This is a genomic window from Nocardioides jishulii (assembly GCF_006007965.1).
Lineage (GTDB): Bacteria > Actinomycetota > Actinomycetes > Propionibacteriales > Nocardioidaceae > Nocardioides > Nocardioides jishulii.
In genome coordinates this window covers 1981001-2005648 of the sequence record NZ_CP040748.1, presented here as the reverse complement: position 1 = coordinate 2005648, position 24648 = coordinate 1981001, and the positions used below count along the sequence as shown (strand labels likewise).

The 24648-nt window shown below is 66.8% G+C and carries 20 protein-coding genes and 1 pseudogene; 6 read left to right on the top strand and 15 right to left on the bottom strand.

The features are described from left to right. Positions 1 to 10: 10 nt before the first annotated feature. From FCL41_RS09420 to FCL41_RS09405, 4 genes are all read right to left on the bottom strand, one after another. The gene (locus FCL41_RS09420) at positions 11 to 985 is read right to left on the bottom strand and encodes a ParB N-terminal domain-containing protein (RefSeq protein ID WP_137065795.1); all 975 of its coding nucleotides are present in this window, start codon (positions 983 to 985) and stop codon (positions 11 to 13) included. Continuing rightward, positions 978 to 1787: a hypothetical protein gene (locus FCL41_RS09415; RefSeq protein WP_137065794.1), complete on the bottom strand. Its 810-nt coding sequence runs from the start codon at positions 1785 to 1787 to the stop codon at positions 978 to 980. The genes FCL41_RS09420 and FCL41_RS09415 overlap by 8 nt, the downstream gene beginning before the upstream one ends. A 343-nt stretch (positions 1788 to 2130) precedes the next feature. After that, a complete protein-coding gene (locus FCL41_RS09410; protein WP_137065793.1) occupies positions 2131 to 3036 on the bottom strand; it encodes a bifunctional DNA primase/polymerase in 906 nt (301 codons plus the stop codon). Positions 3037 to 3348: 312 nt separating this feature from the next. After that, positions 3349 to 3819, bottom strand: coding sequence for a hypothetical protein (locus tag FCL41_RS09405; RefSeq protein ID WP_137065792.1), 471 nt, complete (start codon positions 3817 to 3819; stop codon positions 3349 to 3351). A 795-nt stretch (positions 3820 to 4614) separates the two neighbouring features. Here FCL41_RS09405 and FCL41_RS09400 point away from each other — a divergent pair. Continuing rightward, positions 4615 to 5871 (top strand): protein NO VEIN domain-containing protein, encoded by a 1257-nt coding sequence (locus tag FCL41_RS09400; RefSeq protein WP_138868059.1) that lies wholly within the window; start codon positions 4615 to 4617, stop codon positions 5869 to 5871. A gap of 75 nt (positions 5872 to 5946) precedes the next feature. Next, positions 5947 to 6240, top strand: a pseudogene (locus FCL41_RS09395) (transposase); the annotation flags it as partial. Between the two features lie 76 nt (positions 6241 to 6316). Here the strand turns inward: FCL41_RS09395 and FCL41_RS09390 are convergent. The 11 genes from FCL41_RS09390 to FCL41_RS09335 form a co-directional block, all read right to left on the bottom strand. Next, on the bottom strand, positions 6317 to 9364 hold the full coding sequence (locus tag FCL41_RS09390) for a LysM peptidoglycan-binding domain-containing protein (protein WP_137065790.1): 3048 nt from the start codon (positions 9362 to 9364) through the stop codon (positions 6317 to 6319). Next, the gene (locus tag FCL41_RS09385) at positions 9361 to 9783 is read right to left on the bottom strand and encodes a TadE/TadG family type IV pilus assembly protein (RefSeq protein ID WP_137066064.1); all 423 of its coding nucleotides are present in this window, start codon (positions 9781 to 9783) and stop codon (positions 9361 to 9363) included. The genes FCL41_RS09390 and FCL41_RS09385 overlap by 4 nt, the downstream gene beginning before the upstream one ends. Then, positions 9780 to 10202, bottom strand: coding sequence for a TadE/TadG family type IV pilus assembly protein (locus FCL41_RS09380; protein WP_137065789.1), 423 nt, complete (start codon positions 10200 to 10202; stop codon positions 9780 to 9782). Before FCL41_RS09380 ends, FCL41_RS09385 begins: the two co-directional genes overlap by 4 nt. After that, positions 10199 to 10633, bottom strand: coding sequence for a TadE family protein (locus tag FCL41_RS09375; RefSeq protein ID WP_137065788.1), 435 nt, complete (start codon positions 10631 to 10633; stop codon positions 10199 to 10201). The genes FCL41_RS09380 and FCL41_RS09375 overlap by 4 nt, the downstream gene beginning before the upstream one ends. Positions 10634 to 10824: 191 nt before the next feature. Continuing rightward, the gene (locus FCL41_RS09365; RefSeq protein ID WP_137065786.1) at positions 10825 to 11727 is read right to left on the bottom strand and encodes a type II secretion system F family protein; all 903 of its coding nucleotides are present in this window, start codon (positions 11725 to 11727) and stop codon (positions 10825 to 10827) included. Further along, positions 11724 to 12584, bottom strand: a complete 861-nt coding sequence (locus FCL41_RS09360) for a type II secretion system F family protein (protein ID WP_137065785.1) — start codon at positions 12582 to 12584, stop codon at positions 11724 to 11726. The genes FCL41_RS09365 and FCL41_RS09360 overlap by 4 nt, the downstream gene beginning before the upstream one ends. After that, complete coding sequence (locus FCL41_RS09355) at positions 12581 to 14053, bottom strand: TadA family conjugal transfer-associated ATPase (protein WP_137065784.1); 1473 nt, start codon at positions 14051 to 14053, stop codon at positions 12581 to 12583. Before FCL41_RS09355 ends, FCL41_RS09360 begins: the two co-directional genes overlap by 4 nt. Continuing rightward, positions 14050 to 14772, bottom strand: a complete 723-nt coding sequence (locus FCL41_RS09350) for a CpaE/TadZ family protein (RefSeq protein ID WP_239021598.1) — start codon at positions 14770 to 14772, stop codon at positions 14050 to 14052. The genes FCL41_RS09355 and FCL41_RS09350 overlap by 4 nt, the downstream gene beginning before the upstream one ends. A 41-nt stretch (positions 14773 to 14813) precedes the next feature. Continuing rightward, a complete protein-coding gene (locus tag FCL41_RS09345; RefSeq protein WP_239021597.1) occupies positions 14814 to 15380 on the bottom strand; it encodes an SAF domain-containing protein in 567 nt (188 codons plus the stop codon). Positions 15381 to 15517: 137 nt separating this feature from the next. Further along, positions 15518 to 16474, bottom strand: a complete 957-nt coding sequence (locus FCL41_RS09340) for a hypothetical protein (RefSeq protein WP_137065781.1) — start codon at positions 16472 to 16474, stop codon at positions 15518 to 15520. Then, positions 16459 to 17085 (bottom strand): hypothetical protein, encoded by a 627-nt coding sequence (locus tag FCL41_RS09335; RefSeq protein ID WP_137065780.1) that lies wholly within the window; start codon positions 17083 to 17085, stop codon positions 16459 to 16461. The genes FCL41_RS09340 and FCL41_RS09335 overlap by 16 nt, the downstream gene beginning before the upstream one ends. Before the next feature lie 375 nt (positions 17086 to 17460). Here FCL41_RS09335 and mobF point away from each other — a divergent pair, with 375 nt between their 5' ends. The 4 genes from mobF (at position 17461) to FCL41_RS09315 (ending at position 24596) form a co-directional block, all read left to right on the top strand. Then, a complete protein-coding gene (gene mobF, locus FCL41_RS09330) occupies positions 17461 to 21054 on the top strand; it encodes a MobF family relaxase (RefSeq protein ID WP_212723119.1) in 3594 nt (1197 codons plus the stop codon). A gap of 32 nt (positions 21055 to 21086) precedes the next feature. Then, positions 21087 to 21422: a hypothetical protein gene (locus tag FCL41_RS09325; RefSeq protein ID WP_137065779.1), complete on the top strand. Its 336-nt coding sequence runs from the start codon at positions 21087 to 21089 to the stop codon at positions 21420 to 21422. Positions 21423 to 21809: 387 nt separating this feature from the next. Then, positions 21810 to 23939, top strand: coding sequence for a DEAD/DEAH box helicase (locus tag FCL41_RS09320; protein WP_137065778.1), 2130 nt, complete (start codon positions 21810 to 21812; stop codon positions 23937 to 23939). Continuing rightward, on the top strand, positions 23940 to 24596 hold the full coding sequence (locus FCL41_RS09315) for a DUF2290 domain-containing protein (RefSeq protein WP_137065777.1): 657 nt from the start codon (positions 23940 to 23942) through the stop codon (positions 24594 to 24596). The last annotated feature ends 52 nt before the right edge of the window (positions 24597 to 24648 follow it).

Sequence of the window (24648 nt, the reverse complement as noted above, 5' to 3'; positions counted from 1 at the left end):
GAACGCCCGCTCAGGTCGCCGAGGCGTGGCGCCGTGCGGAGACGAGTTGATCGCGGAAGGCGATCGTGGCGGTGACGACGCGGTCGAACCGTTCGCAGTCGCTGCGGCTCAGTTGAGCGGCGAGCGCGTCGACGTCATACATCTCGGTCCAGCCGTCCAACTCGGCCCAGGTCAGGTTGAAGGAGCGGACGCTGCGGAAGTGGCTACCCGAGCCCTGGTTGCGCTTGAGGCCTGCCCGCCCCTTCTCCTTGTTCTCGCGCTCCGCGCGCGCCTTAGCTTCGCGGGCTTGGCGGGCCAGGTCTGTTTCGCCGAGCGGGGGCGACTGCTCAATGCGATCGCACGTCGCCTTCACCTCCGCGTAGAGGGGCTTGACGGGCTCGCCCGCCTCGATCCTGCGTAGTGCATCGTTGGCCATGGCTCGGACCTCGGGTGGCGTGACCTTGCGGGTGGCCCAGTCCATGAGTGCGCAGACGCGTTCGTGGGTGTTGTACGAGGCCTGGCCGGTGATCGCCATCGCTGCCTGTGCGCGTGCGTCGCCGCGCTCTCCCGGCTCCGCACCCGGTGCGGCCCCGTGGTCTCCAGCGTTGGCCGCGGCACCGAACTGGGAAGCACGCATCCGCCGCTCGGCTTCTTCGGCCCGCAGCGCCTTGAGTTCGCGGTAGAGCGCGGCCTTCTCGATCTCGTTGAGCGGCTTGTGGAGCTGGTTCTCGTCCTGCTGCGCGAGCAGTGCCTCGAGCTTGTCCGAGATCCCCGAGCGCACCCACACCTTCATCGACCGCCAGCCGAGCCCGCGTACGGCCTCCAGACGCCGCCACCCGCAGACAAGCACGCCATCGGGGGTGACGGTGACGGGTTGCAGCAGCCCCAGGCGTTCGATGGAGTCCCTCAGCGTGGCGAGGTCGCCGGGATCCTTGCGGTGCCGTACGCCGACGGTGATGGAGTCGATCGCCCGGTCGAGTTCGATGTGGCCGCGGGTGTCAGGCATGGCTCCGACTCCTCGGACGCGGTGCAGCTTCGCTGATCTCGACCACCATGAGGTCGTCGTCCAACATCTCGGTGACCGGATGTCCGATGAGCAGGCGCAGCAGGATCCCGTGACCGTCTGATGTACATGCCTCGTCGGGGTTGGGATTGCCCAGCACGATGCGGAGCACCGTGGACCACGCGTCTTGATCAATGTCGAGGAGAGCTCGCGCGGTGTGATCGCGACGCAGCGCCGCGTGGGTTCGTGGACGGCAGCCGGCCTCCACGAGCCGTGCGGAGATGTAGTCGAGCGCGCAGGTCGCGGTATCCCGCGGCCACCCGAGGGCGGTGAACAGGTCGATCGTCGCGTCGAGGGCCTGGTAGGCACCGGTGGGGGCCGGCGCCTCTGCGTTGAAGGGTTCGACGGTCAGGGCGGGGAGAAAGTTGGGCAGGTCAGCTTCGGTGTCGCTGAACCGGCGTACGTCGTGGTGTTGGGAGAACTCCGGCCGCCGGGCCTGGTCGACAGAGCAGAGGAGGCCGTTGGCACGCTCCTCGGCGGTGAGCGTGAGCTTGACGGCCGTGGTGACCACGGCCCACGGATCCTGGGCGGTGCGGGCGGCATAGGTACGCATTGCCTCGAAAGCGGCGGTAGCGCCCGCGACCGGGTCGCAGTGGTGTTTGACCGCGAGCGCCTCGTACTTGCGGGCCGCGTACAGCATCAGGTCGTGAGCCTCGGGGTCGTGCTCCCAGGCGCGTGCCCCCGACACTCGGAGCCGTACGAGAAGACGGCGGAGTCCGGTGGAGGTCTCGAACGAATGACTCATAACGACGGTCCTTCCGTGCGGTTGAGTTGTGGGACGAGGGAGGGGGAGCCCGAGCCCTGTCCTTGGAGCGCGCGGGTAGCCGTGGCGGGGCCACTGCGTGCGCGCCGAGTGAGCTCGGTGTGGAGATCGATCCCGCGACCGACCAGCGGAGCGAGGTACGTCGTGAGTTCGGTGGGCCGGACCCAGGCGACCCTCTTCCCCGGACGCATCGGCTGCCCGGCACCCGATGGGAGTGAGGGGTCGCGGTGTCGAGCGAGTTCGCTGGCGGCTGTCTCCGTGCCCCGAGGTGGACGGGTCGGCACAGGAGCGTGGTAGCCGTGTCGGCGGTATTCGTCGTGCGTGTTCACAGTTGGATCGCCTCACTTCGCTGGGTAGGGCCCGGGCCGCTCCCGGGAACGTGGCGGGATGCAGTGCGAAACGCGGAGTCGATGGTGGACTCGATCTCACGATCGGTAAGGCCGGCATGTCGGGCGGCCGGCAGCAGGTAGCTGACAGTGGTCGCGTGGCTCTGGCCGTTTTCGGCCATCCGGCACGACGCCCAGAAGAGTGCGCGGTTGCGGCCACCCTCCGTCGTCACGGCCACCGTGCGGGCCAGTGCTTCGGGGCGGCATCGCGTGGTGTCCAGGCCTGGGGACGGGGTGGCGGGAGTTGGACGCGGCGGCTCGAGGAAGCGGCGCAACGCGAGCGCGTCAACGGACCTTGCCTCGCCGGTCGTGACCGCGATGACCTCGTACGGCGTGGGGGCACCGTCGACGACGATGCGTGACGGGGGAGCGATGACGTAGCCGCCGTCGCCTCGGAAGTCGATGTGGGCCGACGGGACTTGCCAGGAACGCTGCTCCAGGCCGTTGGCCGGGTAGTACGCGTGGAGCCCTCCCGACGGCGTACGAACCAGCCAGCCCCAGTCGTCGGCGAGCCCTTGACTGCGAGCGCGTTCGAAGACGGCGAACCCATTGCCGCTGGGGTGGACGTCGATGTCGACGACGAGGACACCCGTGTTCGCGCCCGTGGGTAGGCCGATGTTCGCCTCAGGTGTGCGCTGCCACCAGGTCTGGACGGTCTGGGGCGACGCCGTGGCGTCGTGGAACCCGTTCGAGGTCAGCGGTTGCTTGGCGCCCGGGACGCAGGGGAAGACCGGGACCCCGAGGGTCGCGTACCGCAGAGCCGCGCTCGCCAGGGTCGGCTCGGCGGCAACGCGTTGCATCGTCGAGACGCTCCAGACGGAGGCTGGTGTCGGGCGGTCGTTCATGCCCTCGAGAGTGCAGCGGATGCGTTACCGGAATCCGGCAATATGTAGGGGGAACGCCGAGGGGGAACGCTGTGTTCGTGCAGGTCAGGAGCGTTCCTTATCGAACTTTCGGTTTTACTGGCGCGGCGGGTTCAGGGTTGTGACGCTCGTCCGTGACGGGGCACCTCGTAGGTCCATCCTCTCGGATTCTCTGTCGGCGGCGCGTGAAATTGACCCCCTATAGACGGGTCGAAACAGACCCTCCGAGACCGAGAAGTCCACCAGATCGGGGGGCAGAGTCGCCGGGACCGGTCACCGTTGGCGGTTCCTGAATCACGATCCGGTCGCGTCGGGCTTCCGCGTCATCTTCAACGCGGCTTCAGCCTGCGGAGTCGTGGTGAGCACACCGCCCTTGGTGGATCGAGTGGCGAGGATGGCCAGGGCGAGAGCCACGACGAGCAGGACGACCAACGGGGGGCCGGTGTTCACGTCGGGGAATACCTGGATAAACACGGCGAAGGGAATGTAGAACGCGATCACCATGAGGATAAAGCAGCCACAACTGCTGGTCTCCGGTCCGGGGTCGAGTATCCGGCGTGCGGCGGGGAGTGGATATTCTGCGGCGACGCGCGCGGAATGTACGCCGTTGCGTCGCCACAACGGGACCTGGTCGAGGTCGAGGCATGGGTGCTTGGGCCAAGGCGCACCGAGTGCGTCGAACCAGACCTTCGAGCCGTGGGAGTTCTTCCAGAAGAAGACGGCCGCGCCGCACACGGGGCAGATGGCGTTCGGCGTCGAGGGCATCGGATGAACCCACGCGAACCGCGAGTCCTTGGGCTTGGGTGGCTTTGGTGCCGACGGATTCGGCGTGCGGGGGACGCGAGGAGGCGGCGCGGACGAGAAGAAGCCCCAGCCACTGGACCGGTCAACGCTGTGAGGTCGCACGTAGTGGTAGCGGCCGCTTGGGCCACGGCGGTAGTGCCCGCTGCGGTAGTGGCGACCCACGTGATGCTCCTTCATGGCAGCCGGGCGTTCTGGGCCAGTCGGGGGAGACTACCTGTCGAGGACGCGACTGCGCGGCGGTTTCGTCGCCCTGCGAGGTTGCGCACATGCGCGTCGGGGTGAACACCTTGCTCATGCTGCACGGCTCTCCGGGGCGGCCCGGGGAGCGGATCGGCGTACGACGCTGCCCCGAGACTGCGCGAGGACGCGGCCCTGTGCGGGGTCGTGATCGGCAAAAGTGGACCGTCGTGGGGCGGTCAGGGTCGACGACCTGGAGTCGCCAGTCACCCGACTCGTGGAGACTCACCTTTACCTCGCCCCCGGTGGCCCGACTCGCGATGTAGACCTCTGAGACGTCCTTGTTGCTGAACAGGCGCCAGATCGTGCCCCGCCGCCCGGGCTCCCCGTAAGCGAGCGCAGCGAGCATGCCCGCGGGGAGGGCGTCTTGACCGTCGTCTCAGCCACGCCGTTCACACTTAGGGGCAGGGCCGCACTCGCTGTCCCAACCTCTTGACCTCCACCGCCATCAGCCATGCTGTGCAGGTGGTCTTGAACTTCACCCTCTCCGACCGAGTCGACATTGCTCCTAGCGACGGCTTGTCACGCAACCGGACCTGGTACGGCTGGGACCCTGGCGTCGACCTCGAAACGCTGTGGGAGGTCAACCGAGGGGACTGGGCGATCGGTAAACGTGCGCTGGAGCAGCGCTACGCAACCCTCTCCTACGAAGGACGCGTCGTCCTGGTCGCCGCCATCACCGGACGAGAGTCAGTCAAGTCCGACAAGGTCGCGAAGTGGGCCCTGAAGGGGTACGTGCTGCCCAGCGACCACGCTGCTCACCGTGCTCTGCACGGCCGGGCGATGCCGCGGCGCCGCCAGCCGGTCGCCTACGTCGAGGACATGCCCGAGGTCGACGCCATCCCGCTGGCCGCCTCCCCGCCGGACGTCCGCCTCCCGCGGCCAGGACGGCCTGCCGTCATCGCCACCTGGAGCCCCAAGGGCGGAGGCTTCACCGGGGCCCCCACATTCGAGGAGGCCATCGAAGCGACCCAGGGCGGCGACAACATCGTGCGCGACCGCTGGTCGGTCGGACGTCGCACGAAAGGAATCGACGTCGGCGACCGGATGTACCTGCTGCGCACCGGCGACGAGGCAGGCATCGTCGCCTCAGGCTGGGTCGCCTCAACGCCGTACGCCGCACCCCACTGGGACCCCGCGCACGGCGGCACCACTCAGTACGTCGACCTGGACTGGGACTTCGTAGTGCCGCTCGACGAGCGCCTGACGCGCGAAGACTTGCGGACCCTGGTGTCCGGCGCCGTCAACGACTGGGCGCCGATGGGCGGAGGCGCAGGGCTCGAACCCGCCGAAGCAGAGGCACTCGCCCACGCGTGGATGCTCCACGTCGGCGACAAGAGGGCAGGGGCAACTCTGCGAGGCGAGCCGCGTGCTGCGCGCGGTGGGCAGGGCCACCAGATGGACCCGGTGCGGCGCAAGAAGATCGAGGACGCTGCCCAGACACGACTGGAGGAGCACTTCCGCGCCCAGGGCTTTACGGTCGAAGACGTCCGGTTCAAGGAGCACTTCGACGCGCTCGCGACCCGCGACCAAGAGACCTACTACCTGGAGGCCAAGGGCACCACGACCGACGGCGCCCCGGTCATCGTCACCCGCGCCGAAGTCGACTGGGCGCGCACGCACCGAGGCCAGGTCGTCATGGGGGTGTGGGCCAACATGGCCTTCACTGCCGACGGCGAGATCGACCGCGACGCAGGGGAGTTCTCCGTCTTCGACTACGACCCCGATAAGGGCCGGCTGGCGCCGCGCTCCTACGACTGGTTCGTCGAGTCCTGACCCGCTGCGCGTCGAGCACGCAGCGAGGCTTGATGACTTCGAGGAGAAGTTGAGCTCTGTCTGTCCAGCCGCGTGAAGTTGTGGCGCAACGCCTGGGGCGAGTTAACCCCGTCTGGACGTCGACGTTGAGATCCGCAAGATCATCTGCACCACCAACGCGATCGAGTCGCTGAACGCCCGCTACCGGCGTGCGGTGCGCGCACGCGACACTTCCCCAACGACCAAGCTGCATTGAAGTGCCTGTTCTTGGTGACACGATCACTCGACCCGACCGGCAGCGGTCGGGCACGTTGGGTCATCCGGTGAAAGGCAGCGCTCAACGCCTTCGTCATCACCTTCGAGGGACGCCTCAACCCCTCGGATAACTGAAGGGACGCCAGCGGCCGGTTACACCGGAAGCTGAGACTTCTGCGGCGATCAGGGATCTGCCATCGCGCCCGGGGCGTCACCCAGTCCGGCGGGGACGTGGCCCTCGAGATGCCCAGTTCTTCTCGGCGACAACCTGGCCGGTGCGTTCAGGTAGGTCGATCGGCGGCAACTCGTCGTCGCGGCGGTTGAAGACCTTGTCATTGAGGTCACGGTCGGCTCTCTCGTCGTCGCCAGCGGCCTTCTCTGCTTGGACCATGTCGAGTTGGGCGATCTCGTCGTATGGCGCGGCGGCGTACGCCACTTGGGCGGCCCACAAGGCTAGGTCGTGGTCGTCGGTAGCGAGCGCATGCGCCGTGACGATGTGGCCGACGTCGACGATGGCGCTGGTCATGACGTGGTCCCACCGATCGCCTTCGAGGAGCCAATTCCAGTGTTCCTTGCGGAGCTCGGTGAAGGGCTCCCCACTGACTAGCCCCAGGGCGGTCACGAGGTCTTCGATGCCGTCAGCCCCTCGGCTCTGGCCGCGCGTGCGAAGGCGACGGAACAGGTCGAGGTCACAGAGAACTCCGTCGAGCTTGTAGAGGGCGGGGGAGTCGGGGTCGTGGCTGACCTCCGCATTGGGGAGGTAGGGCCTTCCGGTTTGTGGGTCTGTTCCGAGCCACCGACGGAGTTGGCTGATGTCGACTCGTACGCGCTCGGGACGGATCGCGAACGCCTCCGCGATGCTCCTGGCGGAGACTCCGTGCGGGTGGAGCCCGAGGTAGGCCAGGAGTTCGACGTAGAACGGTCGGCGGTGAGCGGTGGCCTTGGTATCGCCGGTCGTTCGGGCACCCACGGGCCCGAGCAGCGTCAACTTCGAAGCGACCAGGCCGGGTGCTTCCCAGCGCGCGAGATCGTCGTCCAGCATTGGGTCCGCCGCCTGGACGGCCTCCTTGGCCTCGGGCGATACCTTGGGCGCGAGCGTCTCGACGTCTTCGACGGTCGTGGCAGCCTCATCGGTGTAGACGTGGGCATCGAGTGGCAGCAGGGACTCGCTACCGGCCGGCCCTTCGGGTCGGGGTTCGGTCAAGTGCGGTGCCAGCGCTCCGCCGAGGTCTGAAACGGTGTCTTCGGCGTCATCCAGGGGAACCGGCACGACCTCCTGGGCCAGGGTGAGGTCGAGAAGCAACGCACAGGCTCGGGCTTCCTCCTCGCTCAGTCCAGCTGCGGTGACATCGACGCCGAGTGACTCGACCTGGAGGCGACCTCCTGCAGTCAGATGAACGTGCGTGCCGGAGGCTCGGCCCTCGCTTTCGATGTCTACCAGGGCAGCCGAGGAACGCCCCGGGATCCCGTTGATCACTGTCGCGAGCTCGTCCAGATCAGAGAGCGGGCGGTTGGCAGTAGCGATGATCACCGCGTGGAAGTCGTCAGGGTCGGATCGCTCCGTGATGGTGGACAGGGTGTGGGCCAACTCGGCGATGAAGTCGGTGTCCTCTTCGGGGTGCGTGCGGACACGTCCAAGGTTGAAGAGCGAGAGATCGGCTCCGACCCCGAGCAGTTCGACTCGTGTGGCAATCGACCACGGATTGACGGCCAGTTCTGCGGCGAGGTGACGTGCGAACGCAGCCTTCCGGTCCTCGTCTCCGGTGACCGTCACGGTGCGCAGTTCCTCGAGGTTGAGGAACACGAAGGCGCCGTCGGTGTCCTGTCCGATGCTCACCAGGAGCGGGTAGGGAGGGAAGGAATCCTCGGGGCGCTCGGGGACCTCATCCATCGCGAGCCGCCACTGTTTGCCGGAACCTGCCCAGGGACGAGGCAGGTCGGTCGGTGCGGCGAGGGTCACCGAGATCGCGTGGCTGTTCATGGTCACGGTGACGATGCGAGGCAGCGGCATCAGACCGCGGAGCGCAGCGTCGAGGGCTTCGATCCGTGGAGCGATGACCGACGCGGCGGCGTGAGCGGTCTTCTCAGCCGGCAACAGGCTGGGCGGCGGCGCATGGAAGATCCGCCCGGGGCGACGGTGACGCAGTTGGGTACGTCGCTGGGCTCGCAGGACGAGCCACAGCCCGGCACCGAAGATCGACCCGGCGCCGGCGAGCCCTGGCAGGAGCCAGCCCGGGATGACGGTGCCATCGGGGTCGTCGATGTGCTCGGCGGTGGACTCGTCGGTGGGCGCGGACGGGGCGACCGTTGCGGTGGGGGCCGGCGGCTCGGGGTCAGCTGGCGTTGGCGGTGCTTGCTCGTGTGGCGGGGGTCGTTCCACGTCCTGTGGGGCCTTGCGCTCGGGCGGTGACGCCTGCTGGGGAATCGTCAGTTTCCAGCCCGGGCGAATGTGGTCGGGGTCCGTGAGGTGGGCCCCGTCGTCCTGGATCGTGTCGTGCGAGGCCTCGACGATGGCGGGATAGGCGTCGGCCTTCCCGAGTTCCTCCTGCGCGATCTCGGACAGGGTGTCGCCGGGTTGCACGACGTACGCATCTGAGGATGACGCCTCGACCTTCGGGACGTTGAGGACCGTGCCGGGGAGCAGGAAGTCGGGACGCCCGTTGAGGATGGCCCGGTTGAGTTCGACCAGCTCGACATACCGCGCGCCATCTCCCAGACGCTCCTCGGCGATCCGCCACAGGCTGTCTCCCCGCTTGACCGTGTAGTGCTCGACCTTGGCTTGGGGCACGTGGTCGGCAGCTGCTGCCGAGACAGGGGCGGCCGCCGGGGCGGCCACGACGGCGCTCTCGCCAGCGGGCAACGGTGTCGCTGCCACGACCGCCGCCGCCTTCGACTCTGGAACCAACGCGACTGCCGACGGGGCTGCGATGAACAACAGTGCGGCGACCGCGACGAGACGATCGGCCGCGAGCTGGGGCATGGCCAGACCAGGCAGTCGAGGTGAGCGCAGGCCACGTATCTGCGCGAAGACCGACGCGATGAGCTGGCAGGTGAAGATCGCCCACGCGACCCAGCAGACGATCGCGAGCACCTCGAGCAGGAGTGTCCCGTTATCGGGGGCCGTCAGTCGTGACCACGAGAATGCCCCCAGGTCGGGGATGGCGTCGATGGCCACGAGGACGCTCGGAACCCCGACGACGAAGGCGGCCAATGCGAGGGTGGCCGCCAGCCCACGCAGGCGGGAGTTGAGGGTGGTCATCGCTGGTTGCCTCCGAGCGTGCGGACGAGTCGGGCCGACGCCGTGCCCGTAACGTCGAGACGGGTGATGCCGATCAGACCCAGGAACTTCGCGTCATAGGTGTCGTGGACCGTGACCGTGATGGTGTCGCCGTCGCGGATGTCGACGGTCCCGTTGACGCCTGCTGCTTCGAGGTAGCGCTCGGCTGCTGCGCGGGCCGCTGCTGGCCTGATGGCCAACTCACGTCCCTGAATGGCCGCGGCGCCTTGGACCTCCTCGCCGCCCGCGCGGGCGGCTTGCGCGGCCAGATCGTGGGCGCGTTCGTGAGCATGAACTTGGCCTCCGAGGTCGACGGTCAGGCCGACCAGGAAGATCATCACGAAACTGGACAGCGCCAGCCACACCGTGATCGAGCCACGCTCATCGACATCGCGTCTCATCGTTCCCTCCACCTATCAAGCGGGCTGGACATTGTCGCGCTCATGACCCGTGATCCTCCGACCCCCGGAACAGCCAGATCTGACAGGTCGAGACGACACGAAATCGTGACTTCGACCGAGCCAGCCACTCCCGGTTGCTTGGCGAAGTCGGAGGTGTCCACGTCGACATCGACGTGGGAGCACCCGATCTCCTGGTTGGCGATGCTGGATGCGGCGGCTTCACGGGCCACGGTCCGAGCGGTCTGGGCGTCACGCGCGAGTGAGGCGGACCTGGCCCCCTCCGCGGCGGCGGACTGCAATGCCTCGTGCGTGGTTGTCGTCCGGCCACCGAAGATGATCAGCCCGACGAAGAGAGCGAACGCCGGCACGCCGATCGCTGCCTCGATCGCCGCGGATCCGCGTTCATCGCGTCGCTTCATGGGGACCCCTGGGGGATGGGAGCCGTGAGGTGTTCGACGGGGACGCTCGCCGTCTGGGTGATGCGGACTTTCCAGCCCGGGATGACGCTCAGGCTGAAGCCGGTCACGGTCACCGTGGCCCGTGTTGCCGTGCGGCTCGCGCTGGTTGACGTGCCTGTGAGTACGTCTGCTCCGCCCGCCTCGACGATGAAGTCGTCGGCCGCGTGAACGCCGTCGGACTCGCGTCCATGCTCGGCCCCCACCGCGCGAGCACCCTGTTGTGCGGCGGCGATGGCGACAGTGCGCGCCTGGTAGTGCAGCGCCGCCTGCATGCCCAAGAACATGAGCGCAAAGAGTGCGGGCATGAGGATGACGAGTTCGATCGAAACCGAACCCTTCTCACCGCGCCCGCGGGCCCGGCTACTGGATCTTGCCGGCTTGTGCTTGGACATAGGTCGTGACGGCCGCGACGACGATGCCGACGATGGCGATCACCGCGACAGCCCAGAGAACGTGCTCGGTGGTCACCGAACCTCGCTCGTCCCGGCGCGCAGCCAGTAGACGGCCGGGGCCGGTGAGCGCTATCTGAAGCAGGATCAAAACTCTCAACATGGGGTTCCTCCTTGGGTGAGTCGAATCGGTTTCACGAGCTGGTGACCATGCGAAGCAATGAGGGCGCGACGAGCAATGCCATGAAGATGACCCCGAGAAGCGAGCCGGGGATCGTCATCCGCTCTCCCACAGCGTTCGCTTGAGCGATCTCGTCGTTGAGCATCGCGGTCCGCATGGCCGAGGAGCGGGCGCGCAGGGTGGCGTACACGCTGGCTCCCTCCTCGCCGGACAGGCGCATGATGTCGGCGAAGTCATCGAGCTCGGGGAGTCCGAGCTCTGTTGCCAAGGTGTGCAGGGCGTCCCAGGGCGGCAGTCCCGACCACCGGGATCGAGTCAGCTCTTCGGACAGGCGGGTGAAGACCCACGAGTCGCCGACCTCGGCGGCTGCTTCCATCGCTTGCCGCACCCCGATCCCGTTGAGGCGTTCGAGCGCCACGAGATCGATGTAAGCACCCAGGGCCCGGGCGAACTCGACTCGAGCCTTCCGCGCCTCGTCGTGGGCGTTGTAGTTCGGGATGAAGAACATGACGGCCGCGAGACCGATGGAGGCCAGCGCCGGGATCGGGAGCGGGACATCCAGGCCGAGTTGGGTGAAGAGGGCGATGAGCCCCGGCGGGATCAGAAGCCCTAGCCCCGCGAAGGTCAGTTTCTCGCCGTAGAACTGCGCCACGGAGATCCGCAGCAGGGCCAACTCGCGCACCGGCGTACGCACCCAAAGTCCGGGAGGAAGCACCCGCAGACCCCAGAGTCCGAGCCGTTCCTTGCGCGTACGCAGGGACGCGACGCCGGCGCTCGTGCGTCGGCGTGGCGAGGAGACGCGGTCCAGAGCATCGACGAGATCCGGTTCAACGGGAAGAAGCCGGGCGACGGCCAACGTCAGACCCAACCCGAGGAAGCCCCCGGCGAGGACAGCGAGTTGGAGTCCGCTGATCATCGCGCTGCCGCCGTGTCGCACTGAGCCTCGAGGAAGCGCGGCAACGGTTTGCCCGTGGCCATCCGTCGCATCCAGACGAGGGTGGCGACGTACGCGGCAAGCAGGACCACGAGGATCACCTGGCCCACGGGGCTGCTGTAGGGCTCGACGTAACTTCCCGACAGGGCAAGGACGACCAGGACGCTGGCACTGATCAGCGTCACCCACCGCGCCGTCGCTCGCGGTTTGGCTCGATCGGCCTCCACCTGACGCCTGGCCCGTACGTCGGTGGCGACGGACTCCGCCAGCCCTTCGAGGACGCTCGCGAGGCCCGCACCGCGCCGCCGCGCGCCCAGGATCAGGTTGGCGGCGATCAGGTCCCCGGTGGCGTCGTCGAGCTCGTCGGCGAAGGCCCGCAGTGCGGTCTCGGTGTCCCAGCGCGCCCGAAGTCGGGCCACGAGCCGCCCAACCTCGGCGTTGATCGGCGCCGGCGTGGAGCGCAACGTCGCCACGAGCGCCTGCTCGAGACCGATGCCGACGGTCAGCACACCCGCGAGCGAGCGCGTCCATTCCTCCATGGCTTCGAGCCGGTGGATCTGGGTGGCTGCTGGGGGAGCAGCCAGCAGGGCCGGGAGCCCGATGGTCGCAGCCGGTCCGATGACCAGCGCGAGGATCCAGCCGGTCAGCATCCAACCGAGGACACCCAGTCCAACACCGACCACCAGCAGCGTGCGTGTGCGCGAGGAGAACTTCAGACGGTGTCCCTTGAAGGTGGGACGCTCTCGAGGTGGCTGAGCTGTTGGTCGCAAGCCGACGATGACACCGAAGACACCGACGGCGATCAGGCCGCCCGCAAGGCTGGCTGTCAATAGGTTCATGGCTGCACCACGCCCAGTTGGGTCGAGAGGTACGCCCCGAGGTCGAACCCGTGTCGGGTCAGCGTCCGGTACTCGTCGGGGAGTACGTCGGGAACCGCCACCCCCGAGGCGTCCGCACGGAAGACGTGGGTGGTCGCGTACCCCACTTCCCGCTCGCCGGGGGCCAGCGCGATGATCTCCGCGACCCGCCTGGTGCGCTGTGCGCCACCCGATCCGGTGGTGGTCACCATGCTGAGTTGGACGATCAGGTCGACGGTGGCGGCCAGCTTGCTGGTGGCCAGCCCCTGGGTGACGTGTGGCCCGGCTTCCATCGCGCAGGTGACGAGTTTGCGCACAGCGGCGACGCCGTCGGCGGCATGCGTGGTCGAGATGGAGCCGGTGCCGGACTCCATGGCCTTGATCATGGCCCAGATCTCCTTGCCTCGGACTTCGCCGACGATCTGGCGCGAGAGATTGAAGCGGAAGGAGTCGACGAGCGCCTCGTCGATGGTGAACTCGCCGGCCTGGCGGCCATCGGAACCACGCTCACCTGATCCCGGCCGCGCCTCCCAGGCATGGACGATCTTGTGCCGGTCGAGTTCATGCAGGTGGAGTTCGTACTCGGTCTCGAACGTGGCGATCGCCTCCCCTTCGTCGATCTCGGCGCACAGCGCCCGGACCAAGGTGGTCTTGCCGGCTCCCTGGGCTCCGGAGACCACGATGGAATGACGAGCCCGGACGGCTGCCCGCAGGAACGAGGCTGCTGTGGGCGAGAGCATGTCCCGAGCGACGAGGTCGTCGAGGGTGACCTGCATGAGTCGGTGTCGGCGGATCACCACCGAGGGACGTGGTGTCACCCACGCTGCAGCAGCGAGGCGAGAACCGCCGTCCAACCGCAAGTGGAGCCGCGGCTGTGCCTCGGAGAAGGACCGGGCATTGGCCTCGCTGCGGGAGGCGAGGAAGACCAGGAAGTCGATCAGCTCCTGATCCGAATCTGCCACCGGCGGACCGTCGACCAGCCGGCCATCGATCAACTCCAAGAGGACCTTGTCGTGACCCACGATGACGATGTTCTCGATATCGTCGTTGTCCACCAGGGGTTGAAGGCGTCCGAGCCGGAAGAGCGCGTCGAAGACAGCCTGTGCGGTCGCCAGTTGCCGAGCGGGACTCCACGCGCCGTGGCCGGAGTCCACGTCGTCGGTCATCGCCGACTCGATGAGGTCCAGCACGATGGATCGCCCGAGTTCCTCCTGGGCGGCCCGGTCGAGGCGGCCACGATCCGAGGCGACGGTTTGGCTCAGTTGCTCCGACGCGCGAGCACGCAAGGAGGAGACCAACGCCCAGTCGACGTCGGTGGCTGACGTTGGGAGAGCGGCAACCGGCGTACCGAGCGTGGCCGTGGGTGACGGCGCGCTGCGGGGAGGTTCGTTGAAGAGGGGGAGGCGCGTCAGGTCCCCGTAGCCGTTGAGATCGCTCGACGTCCCGGTCATCGCGATTCCTCCTTGGCCACGGTGAAACGCCCGCGGGCCACCTGTGCCTGCGCCGCCTGCACTGCAGCCTTGAGCGCCCGGACGTAGGGCCCAGACTCGAACTGCTTGGGGGGAGGGGCGCCGCGGTGATACACCGCAGCAGCAGCGGGTTCGTCTGGCAGGTCTGCCACCACGGGCAGGCCGAGTGCCGTGGACACCTCGGAGGCCCGGTAGGGCTGGCCCGCGCCGATCAAGAGGAGTCCGGGGTGTCGCCACCCCGTGGCGGGTTCGCGCACTGATTCCGCCCACGACCGCGCCGCCGAGAGCGACGGAAGGTCCGTGCGAGTGGTCAGCAGTGTGACGTCCGCAGCGTCCAGCAACGGCTGCGGCGAACCGACGAGGCCGAGCCTGCCGGCATCGATAATGACGTCCTGCCCGCTCGCTTCCAGATCCTGCAGCGCCGTGGCGAGGGGAGCCCACACGTCGCGCAGCGCCGTGGATTGGGTGTGCGTACGCGTGCCCGCGAGGAGCCCCACGTTAGGGCTGAGCGGGCGTACGACGTCACGCAGGGCGTCTGCTGTGTCGAGCGGTGAGAGCGCCAACTCGACGAGTCCGACGTCGTACGGCGTGGTGCCCTTCAAGAACCCTGCGAGGATCCCGGATCCGCCGGTCGGGTCGGCTTCGACGAGGAGCACCGGGCGTGGCCAGCAGAGGGCCAGGCCCACAGCCGTCGTGGTCACCCCAGGAGATCCCGCGGCAGAGGTGAGACAGATGATGGCCATCACTCGGCTCCGGAGTCGAGCACCAGAGCGACATTGCCCGTCGCCGCCTGCGCAGCGAGAACACCGGCGTCGGCGTACGGCACCACGACGTTGACAACGGTGTTGCCGGTCGTCTCATCGATGGCCGTGCTGACCACTTCGGCGACGGTGAATTGAGGGGTACTCGGGGCCGGCGTGCCTTCGACTCCTGGTGTGGTGATGATCCGCACCTTGTCGCCGCCGTACAGCGGCATCGCCGGCACCTGTGCGGGCGTGAGTGAGATTCCCACAATGGTCTGGCCCTGCGGGGGCAGCGCCTCGTCACTGGCCGATGCGTCGGTGAGCAACCCGCCTTCAGAGATGTCGAGCGCGGCCCTCTGGCCGACGATGTCGTCGAAGGCCGAAGCAGGCAGCGGGCTCAGGAGGGGGTCGCGGCTGATCCAGATTCTCTGAAGGTCACCGGCCTCGATGGTCTCGCCCCGATGGATCGTGTCGCGTGCAGCGAGGACTTCCTGGGTGTCGGTGGAGGCACTCCAGGCCCAGGCCCCGATCAGGCAGCCGAGGGCGGTGACGATGACCGCAGCCACGACGAGTGCGGGGCGCCGGCGGAGTTTGGGCGGCGCGATGACGTCGGGGGCCGTTGCTGGCTGTGACGTGCGGGGACCGGGTGTTCGGTCCTCACGGGCAGTGGTCGACATGCGTCCTACCTCCCGCGCAGCTCGCTTCAGTTCACGAGTACCTGCGCCTCGCCTATCCGGATCTGCGTCGAGCGGACCAGTCCGTTGAGTCGGATCGTGCCGGTCTGGCCGGCGCCCGACCAGGTGATGACCCAGCTCGACGTGGCGGTGACCGTGTAGGCGTCATCGGCCTCGTGCGCGCTGGATCGTGTGTAGGTGTGGCCGCAATTGGGCGACTGCTTCAGCCCGTACGACGCCTTGTACGGCGCCCCGGCGGTGTCGCAGACGATCTTGGCGCCGTCGCCCATGTCCCACGTGACGTGCAGGACGTTCGCGGTCGCGGTGATGCTGACGCCCCCGGCGGAGGCCGTTTCGGAGAGCGGACCGAAGGTGTGCTCGTTGGGCGCCTTCGCCCACATCCAGACCGGCATGCCGACGAGGCCGACGCTCTCGGGGCCTGGTTCGGGCGCGATACCGAGGTCGATGGCCGACAGGTGCATCCGCTCGATGGCCAGTTGCGCCACCTCACGTGGTGTTGGACCGGCGCCGGAGTTCGGTGGGGGATCCTGGGCCCAGAAGGTCATGGCCAGGTCCGACTGCGGCTGATAGCAGTGGTAGACGCCGCCGTCTCCGGGTTCGTGTCCCTGCCATGCCGGGTCGCCTGCTGGGGGCGGAGGGGCCACGGGGCTGATGTAGCACTGGTGGCTGTTCGACCAATAGCCCTCGGGCGCTGAACAGGGGGTAGGGCCAGGTGGCGGCTTTGTGATTTTCTGGGGTCTTCCGTCCCAGTAGCAGGCGGCGCCCGCACCGGTGTCCTTCGGGCCGTTGTCGCCCGACTTGCCGGGTGTCCCAGGTGCGCCGGGCACCTCCACCCAGATCAGACATTCGCCGGTCTCCGGATGCGTCTGCCCACAGGTGGTGTCGGCGTACGCGATTGTCGGCACGAAGAAGGAGAGCGCCACGACGAGACCGATCGCCAGGATCCGGCTCAGGAGGCTGCGCATGGCTCCTCCTTGAGGTCCTGGCCGGTGGCTACTCGCCACCCGCCGCTCGGGTCGTCGGCGTAGTCGTAGTTCGCCACGCTGTAACGCGTCCACCCGGTGTCGGGGCGGTCGGGGGAAACGACCGATGTGCCATTGCGGTCGAGCACGTCGACACCGCTGACATCCCAACAGACGTCGATGACCACCGTCGGAACCTTGCCCGCTCCGGGATCGGAGTTGTCGAGGTTCACCGATTGCACCGTGAACTCGCTGATCACCGTGGAGCCGGTCTGACGTCGCCCCCGGTCACGCTGGCCTCGGTGGAGTGTTTCAAGGGCTTGGAGTTGCGTACTCGTGGCCACGGTCTCCAACCGCTTGAGAGGGGACTTCGGGTCCTGGCCTACCTCACTGACCACTGTGAAGTACGACCGCATCGCGCTGGTCGCGGCGTCGCTCGCTGCATCCGAGGGAGAGGTCGGAGACGGAGACGACGTCGGGGAGGGGGCCACGCTCGTTGCGCTGGGCGTGGGTGTGGCGCTCGGCGCATTGGTGGTGTCGTCACTGCAGGCGGCTACTGCGGCCAACACGAGTGCGCCAGTCGCCCATGAGATGAGCCCGAGTCGAATCGTCATGGTGTGTTGTCCTACTTCCTCTGCCGTGTGGCCTGAGGTGTGACGACTTCCCGCAGGTTGTGCCCGCATCGTCTGCTCCTCACTGTAGGGACGCTGTCTTCGTTGGGGAACCCTCGTTTCTCAGCGATCCCGATCTCCTGACAGGTACGCCAGCCGTCCCAGCCCTGCCTAGCCCGCCGAACGTCCACCGCCCTCGTCGTCGTCAGGTTCCTCCGCTCGCGATCACACCCCTTCTCGCTTTCACACGTATTGCAAGTCGAGGGGTACTGCGGCGAATCCACTTCAGGTTGACGGGTTCCGCGGGTGCCGTGGGACGAGTTCCTCCGCGTCTGTGGATAAGTACGCGCACCTGAGGGCTGTGGAAGGGAATCGGCCGTGACTGTCTCGATGCGCCGGATGTCAGCAGGCACCGGTTACCGCTATCTCCTGCGCAGCGTCGCGGCGGGAGACGGCAACCGCGCCCTGTCGACACCGCTCACGCGGTACTACTCCGAGACAGGTACTCCTCCCGGCCGCTGGATGGGCTCCGGACTCGCTGCGCTGGGCGGCGGCCACCTGCGCGTCGGAATGCAGGTGAGTGAGGCACAACTGGCACTGCTGATCGGGATGGGACGCGATCCCGTGTCCGGCGACCAACTCGGGCTCGCCTACCCGACCTACAAGAAGCTGGCCGCACGAGTCGACGAGCGGGTCACGGGACTGGACCCAGGCCTGGACGAGGAGGAGTGCGCCGCAGAGATCTCGCGGATCGAAGCCGAAGAAAGCGCTGCCGGGATGCGGCACGCCGTCGCTGGTTTCGACCTGACGTTCAGCGTCCCGAAGTCGGTATCGGTGCTGTGGGGTGTGGCCGACGCCGCCACCAAGGAACGCATCGTCAACGCTCACCATGAAGCAGTCGCCCACGTGCTCGCCTTCTTCGAGCGTGAGGTGGCGGCCACCCGTACCGGGCTCGCCGACAGCGACGGAGCCATCGCCCAAGTGGGGGTCGCAGGAGTTGCTGCGGTGGCGTACGACCACTACGACTCCCGCGCCGGTGACCCTCAACTCCACACGCATCTGGTGGTGTCGAACAAGGTCCTCACGCTGCGCGACGGACGGTGGCGCAGTCTCGACGGTCGACCGGTGTACGCCTCGGTCACGGGTCTCTCGGCTCATTACAACGCGCTGCTCGCGGACCGGCTCACCCGAGATGTCGGGGTGGAGTGGGAACGACGTCAGCGTGGGGCCGACCGCAATTCGCAGTGGGAGATCGTCGGCGTCGGCGACGACCTGGTCACCGAGTTCTCGGGGCGCACCCGCGAGATCGAGAAGAAGAAGGACGAACTCATCGCGGCGTACGTCGCGGACCAGGGGCGTATGCCGTCGGCGAAGAAGATCGTCGAACTGCGCGCTCAGGCGACCCTGGCCACGCGCCCCGCGAAGGAGACGCGGTCGCTGGCGGACCTGACGGGGGAGTGGCGCGAGCGGGCCCAAGCCCGGATGGGACGTGACGCGACCGCGTGGGCGGCGACGCTGCTCGGTGGCGGATCATCGCTCCTGGCTGCTGAGGATGTCCCTCTTGTCGCGGTGGAGGCCATCGCCCGCGATGTGGTGTCGGCGGTCAGCGAGAAGCGTGCCGTGTGGAGTCACTGGAACCTGATGGCGGAGGCGTCGAAGCAGACGATGGATCTGCGCTTCGCCACCGCGGCCGAACGCGAGGCTGTGGTCGCGATGATCGTTGACGCGGCCCAGACCGGCTCGGTGGCGTTGACGCCTCCCGAGCTCGCGATCAGTCCGGTGCGGTTGCAGCGCGACGACGGGACAAGCGTGTTCCGGCCGCGCCACTCGGTGAAGTACTCCTCCACCACCGTGATCGAGGCCGAGGCGCGTCTCCTGGACCGAGCCGAAACCACGGGCGGGCCGGTTGTTCGTCTATCCGTGGTGGCCCGGGTGCTCACCAAGCAGCATCGCGAACTCAGCCCCGAACAGCGGGCCGCCGTCGTGAGCATCACCGCTTCGGGACGCTCCGTCGACCTCCTCGTGGGGCCAGCCGGCTCGGGCAAGACCACGACCATGGGAGCCCTGCGATCCGCCTGGATCGTCGAGCATGGGCGGGGGAGCGTGGTGGGTTTGGCACCCTCGGCGGCAGCTGCCCAGGCGCTGTCCGAGGACCTAGGCATCGCGTGCGACAACACGGCCAAGTGGCTCCACGAGTACGACCGTGGCCGCACGGAGCTGCGTACGGGCCAGCTGGTGATCATCGACGAGGCCACGCTCGCGGGCACGGCAACGCTCGACCGGATCACCGGCATCGCCACGGCGGCGGGAGCCAAGGTGCTACTCGTCGGCGACCCACACCAGCTGCAGTCGGTCGAGGCCGGTGGCGTCTTCGCGCTCCTGGTCGACCGGCGTCCGGACGCCCCCGAACTCCAGGATCTCCATCGCTTCCGCCACGAATGGGAGAAGGCAGCAACCCTCTCCCTCCGCGAAGGGGAGGTCGAGGTGATCTCTGCGTATGCCCAACAGGATCGAATCCGCGAAGGGCTCACCGACGAGATGCTCGACGCCGCGTACGAGGCCTGGCGCAAGGACTGCGACGCGGGGTTGGCCAGCGTCCTCGTCACGGAGTCTGCGCACGCCGTCCGTGCGCTCAACGAGCGCGCGCGGGCCGAACGCATCATGAGCGACGGGGTCGTGGACCCTCGGGAGGTGGACCTCGCTGACGGGAGCCGTGCCTCGGTCGGTGACGTCGTCATCACCCGCCGCAACGACCGCACCCTCCGGACCATGCCGGGTGGCTGGGTCAAGAACGGCGACCGGTGGCGCGTCACGGACATCCGGCGGGATGGCTCCGCGGTCGTGCGACGCCTCGACGCACGAGGCGCCGGCACGGTCTTGCCGGCCGAGTACGTCGGCCAGCACCTTGACCTCGGGTACGCGGTGACCGCGCACCGTGCCCAAGGCATCACCGTCGACACGTCCCACGTCGTCGTCACACCGAGGACGACACGAGAGAACCTGTACGTGTCGATGACGCGTGGCCGAGAATCGAACATCGCGTACGTCGCCCTCGACCAACCCGACGACAGCCACACCACGCCCGAGCCTGATGAGGTGAGCGCGAGGACGGTGTTGTTCGGAGTGCTCCAGCACACGGGCGCCAGCTTGTCGGCGCACCAGACGATCGCGGTCGAGTACGAGACCCACGGGGGGATCGACCGGATCGCCGCGGAACTCGAAACGATCGCCGCAGAGGCACAACACGACCGCTTCGTCGACCTATTGAGCCGATCCGGGCTGACCACGGACCAGCACACTGCAGTGGTGGAGTCCTCCGCGTTCGGACCCCTCACCGCGGCGCTCCGCGGAGCCGAGGCCCACCATCACGACCTCGAGCACCTGGTGCCGCGCGTGGTTGGTCAACACGACCTGGGCGATGCCAGTGACATCGCCGCGGTGCTCCGCTACCGCGTTGAGAAGGCTGCCTCCGTGGCACCGCGTGGATGCCGACTGCGTCCGAGGCTGATTGCTGGGCTGATTGCCGAGCCTCTGGGGGCGATGAGCGCGCAAGATCATCGGGCAGTGGACGAGCGCAAGGCGTTAATCGAAGCACGTGCGCGGGAACTCGTGGACCGGGGCATCGCGAGCGGCGAACCCTGGGTGCGAAGGCTGGGGGAGCAGCCAACGGATTCGGTCGATCGAGGTCGTTGGATCCTGGCTGCGTCATCTGTCGCTGCCTACCGCGACCGCTACAAGATCACTGGTGACCTGCCGCTCGGCAACGGAGCGACGAACGACGCCCAGCACGCGGACCGTCAACGGGCGCACAGCGCCCTGCGCGAGGCAGTTCGGCTGTCGCAGACGGCTGAATCTCCGCGCGGCCGACCTGTGCCTGCGCTGCACGCCGTTTCTGGTCCACAGGGGCGTTGGGAGGCCGGTTGTCCACAGGCTCGGGTGTCGGGGGTGGCACCGCCGACACCGCCGTCGTAGACGGGCGTGTTCCTCCACGAAAGGCCGCCGCAATGATCATGCTGCTCGCTCTCCCGGTTCTGCTGGCGGTCGCCCGCGCGCACCGTTACCTGCTGGTCTACGCACCTTCGAACGTACTGATCAGGCAGGTACAAAGGTCGCGGCCCACGCTGCGCGCCTGCGCCACGCTCGTCGTCCTGGCCGCAGGTTTGCTGGTGGCGATGAAGGCTGTGGCATGCGCCGTGGCGGCCGGTGCGCCGGGCTGGCTGAACCTCGTCGTTCTGGTGCTCGCTTGGGACGCGATCAAGATGGCGTGGGTCGCGATAGCGGTTCTCATTGGCTGCTTCCCTGGCCGCGCCTTGGCGTCGTCGCCTCTGATCGATTCGTGACGCTCTGACCGCGTCACTCACTGGTGCATAGTCGGGCCCATGACCGCACCGAGCATTACAACCAACGACCCCCGTTGCCGCCGCATCGCCATCCGAGGACCTCGCTGGCGTCGTCGTTGCGCGGAGCGATTGAATAGCTCGACGGAGCCGAGGCCAGCGTTTGTGAACCACTCCACGTGGCGGGCACACACTTCGAGTTGCTCGACGACCGGCCGGAGCCTGGCAGTTCAGCCTGTTCGTCTAGGCCGAGGAGATCGTCTGATTGCCACCGAGTAGGTGCCCTACGCGCGGACTCGACACGCATGCGGGGTGTGGAGGACGCCCAACGACGGAGCACAACCACCGGTAGGCTCGACCCCGCGCAACGCCAACAGCAGGGAGTACGTCGTGCCACTCGAAGTCGTCCAGGGCGAAAGTCGTTCGCGACTCGCAGCGCAGGCATTGGCCTCGGCGCTTAGGCCGCTCGTGTCCGACGGCACCTTGTATTTGGGGTACCCCGTCCTCGCCACAGCCGACGACAAGGTGAATGTCGACGGCCTGCTGGTGAGCCCCGAACAAGGTTTAGTCGCCTTCGTGCTCGCAGGCACTCAGCCGTCCAGCCAGACGGAACTTGTTGGATATGTTGACGAGCAGGACCGTCTGTACCGAGTTCTCGAAAGCCATCTCGGCAGGCACGAGTCGCTTCGCGCGGGTCGCGGTTTGGCGGTGACCCCGGACACCGCCACGCTCTTCCCTGCCCCACTCGCGCCGAATCTGGATGTGTCTCGAGAACCTGGCTACTTCGGAGATACCAACGGACTTGAAGCGTGGCTTGCTCAGCGAAAGAGCATCGACACCTCGGTCCAGCAGGCATTGCAGGCGGCTCTACAACGAGTCGCAACGATCAAGCCGACCAAGAAGCGAGCCGGTGTCGTCAAGCCTTCATCGCGCGGCGCAATCATGAAGGAGATCGAGAAGGGCATCGCCAATCTCGATAGGTGGCAGAAGAGCGCGGCGATCGAGAGCCCGGAGGGTCCCCAGCGAATCAGAGGGCTGGCGGGCTCCGGTAAGACGGTGGTTCTCGCCTTGAAAGCGGCGTACCTCCACACCCAACATCCTGATTGGAACATCGCGCTCACCTTCCACTCGCGCGCCCTGTACCAGCAGATCGAGGATCTCGTCACCCGCTTCACGTTCGAGCACAGCAACGACCGGCCCGATTACACGCAACTGAAGATCGCCCACTCGTGGGGCTCGAACAGCAAGCCCGGTGTCTATAGCCTGATAGCGAACGCGCTGGGCGAAGAGCCTCGAAATTGGTCTTACGCGCGGGGGACGTATGGTATGGACGACGCCTTCCGAGGAATCTGTATCGAACTCCTGGAAGTGGCGAAGGCCCGCACGGTCACGCCCATCTTCGATGCCGTTCTGATCGACGAAGCCCAAGATCTCCCACCCGAGTTCTTCCAGCTCGTCTACCTCTTCACCAAGGACCCGAAGCGGATCGTTTGGGGCTACGACGAACTGCAGAAACTTTCCGAGTCCGTCATGCCGAGCACCGACGAACTCTTCGGGCTCGGCCCCAATGGCGAGTCACTGATCAACCTTGCTTCGGGGCCAAACGACCCGCGTCGAGACATCGTGCTGCCGATCTGTTACCGCAATACGCCACAGGCACTGGCGACCGCACACGCGCTGGGGCTCGGCGTGTATCGCGATGAGGGACTTGTGCAGCACCCGGATGACCCATCTCTGTGGCGGGACATCGGATACGAGGTGCATCGGGGTGCCCTGGACTTCGGATCTCCTGTATCTCTCAGTCGTGACCAGCAGAGTTCCCCCGACTACTTCAAGGAACTCGTCAAGCCCTCGGATGCAGTGGTGGCGCACGGCTTCAAGACCGAAGCAGAGCAGGACTCCTGGATTGCGGACCAGATCCAAACCAACCTCAGCGTTGACGAGTTGGAGTTCGATGACATCCTGATCGTCCTTCCAGATGCGTACACGTCCAAGAGTCGATACGCAAAGTTGGCGCGGCAACTCCGCGCACGCGACATTCCGAGCCACCTCGTGGGCGTCGGTACGAGCGTTGATGAGGTGTTCCGTAACGACAGCGTGGCTGTTGCACACATTTTCCGGGCAAAGGGCAACGAAGCCCCAATGGTGTATGCCGTTGATTCCCACCGCGCAGATCGAGACTTCGACGTACTCACCGCACGGAACACGCTTTTCACGGCGATCACGCGTAGTCGGGCATGGGTTCGCATCACCGGGCACGGCGACACGATGAAGGAAATCCAAGACGAGGTCGCACAAACTGCAACCAAGGGCTACCGTCTCGACTTCACTATCCCCACAGAGGCCGAACTAGCTGTGATTCGCGAGACATACCGAGAGGTTGACCCGGAGACACTGAAGGACGAGGCAGCAGAAGCATTCTCAAAGTACTTGGAGATTGCCGAGCGTGGGGAAATTGATTTCGACTCACTCCCACCCGCTCTTCGAACTCGATTCGCAAACGTCCATAAGAGAGACTAAGTGGATACCGTTCGATCCGCCGCCACGGAGATTAAGAACACCCTCGATTATCTTTCCGGGGCGGAACTAGTTATCGCCGTAAATACACTCAGGGAAGACGGCGAACGGGTTACATTCCAGATCAAGAAGGACTCCAAACTACTCGCAGATCGAACCGATGCGACAGTGGCGCAGTATCTGACTTGGGTCGAGAGTCGCGCATTCACTGCGATTTTGCTTGACGGCGCATTGCTGCAGATGACGTATGACATCGAGGGCGGCGAGGTAGTTGGCCATCGTCTCGCCTATGTTCCGTGTCCATATGATCTCGACACTGATCTCCTTGAGATGGGCGATCCCTTGGAATCAATTGTTGACATGTACTCGGACAGTTCGCCGTACTTGCGATCGCCGATTAGGTTCGACTTCGATCCGAAGTCCGCCAAAGCAATGCATCCCGAGAGCCACCTGACAATGATTTCTTCTTCGTGCCGCTTGCCGTGCATTGCGGCCATGCACCCCCACCGATTCGTCGATTTCGTGTTTCGCAACTTCTATCCACATCTGTGGGCTGAGCACCGCCTCTTCTTTGAGCCCTCTGAGTCGAGGAATATTGCCGGTTGGCAACTGCCTCACGAGCAGCGTGCTGCCCCGTACTTCGCCTGGGCTTCGCTCTAGCCTTCAAGCGGTTACCAGAAGCGCCAAACTCGCTCGGAGTAGGTGGCAGGAG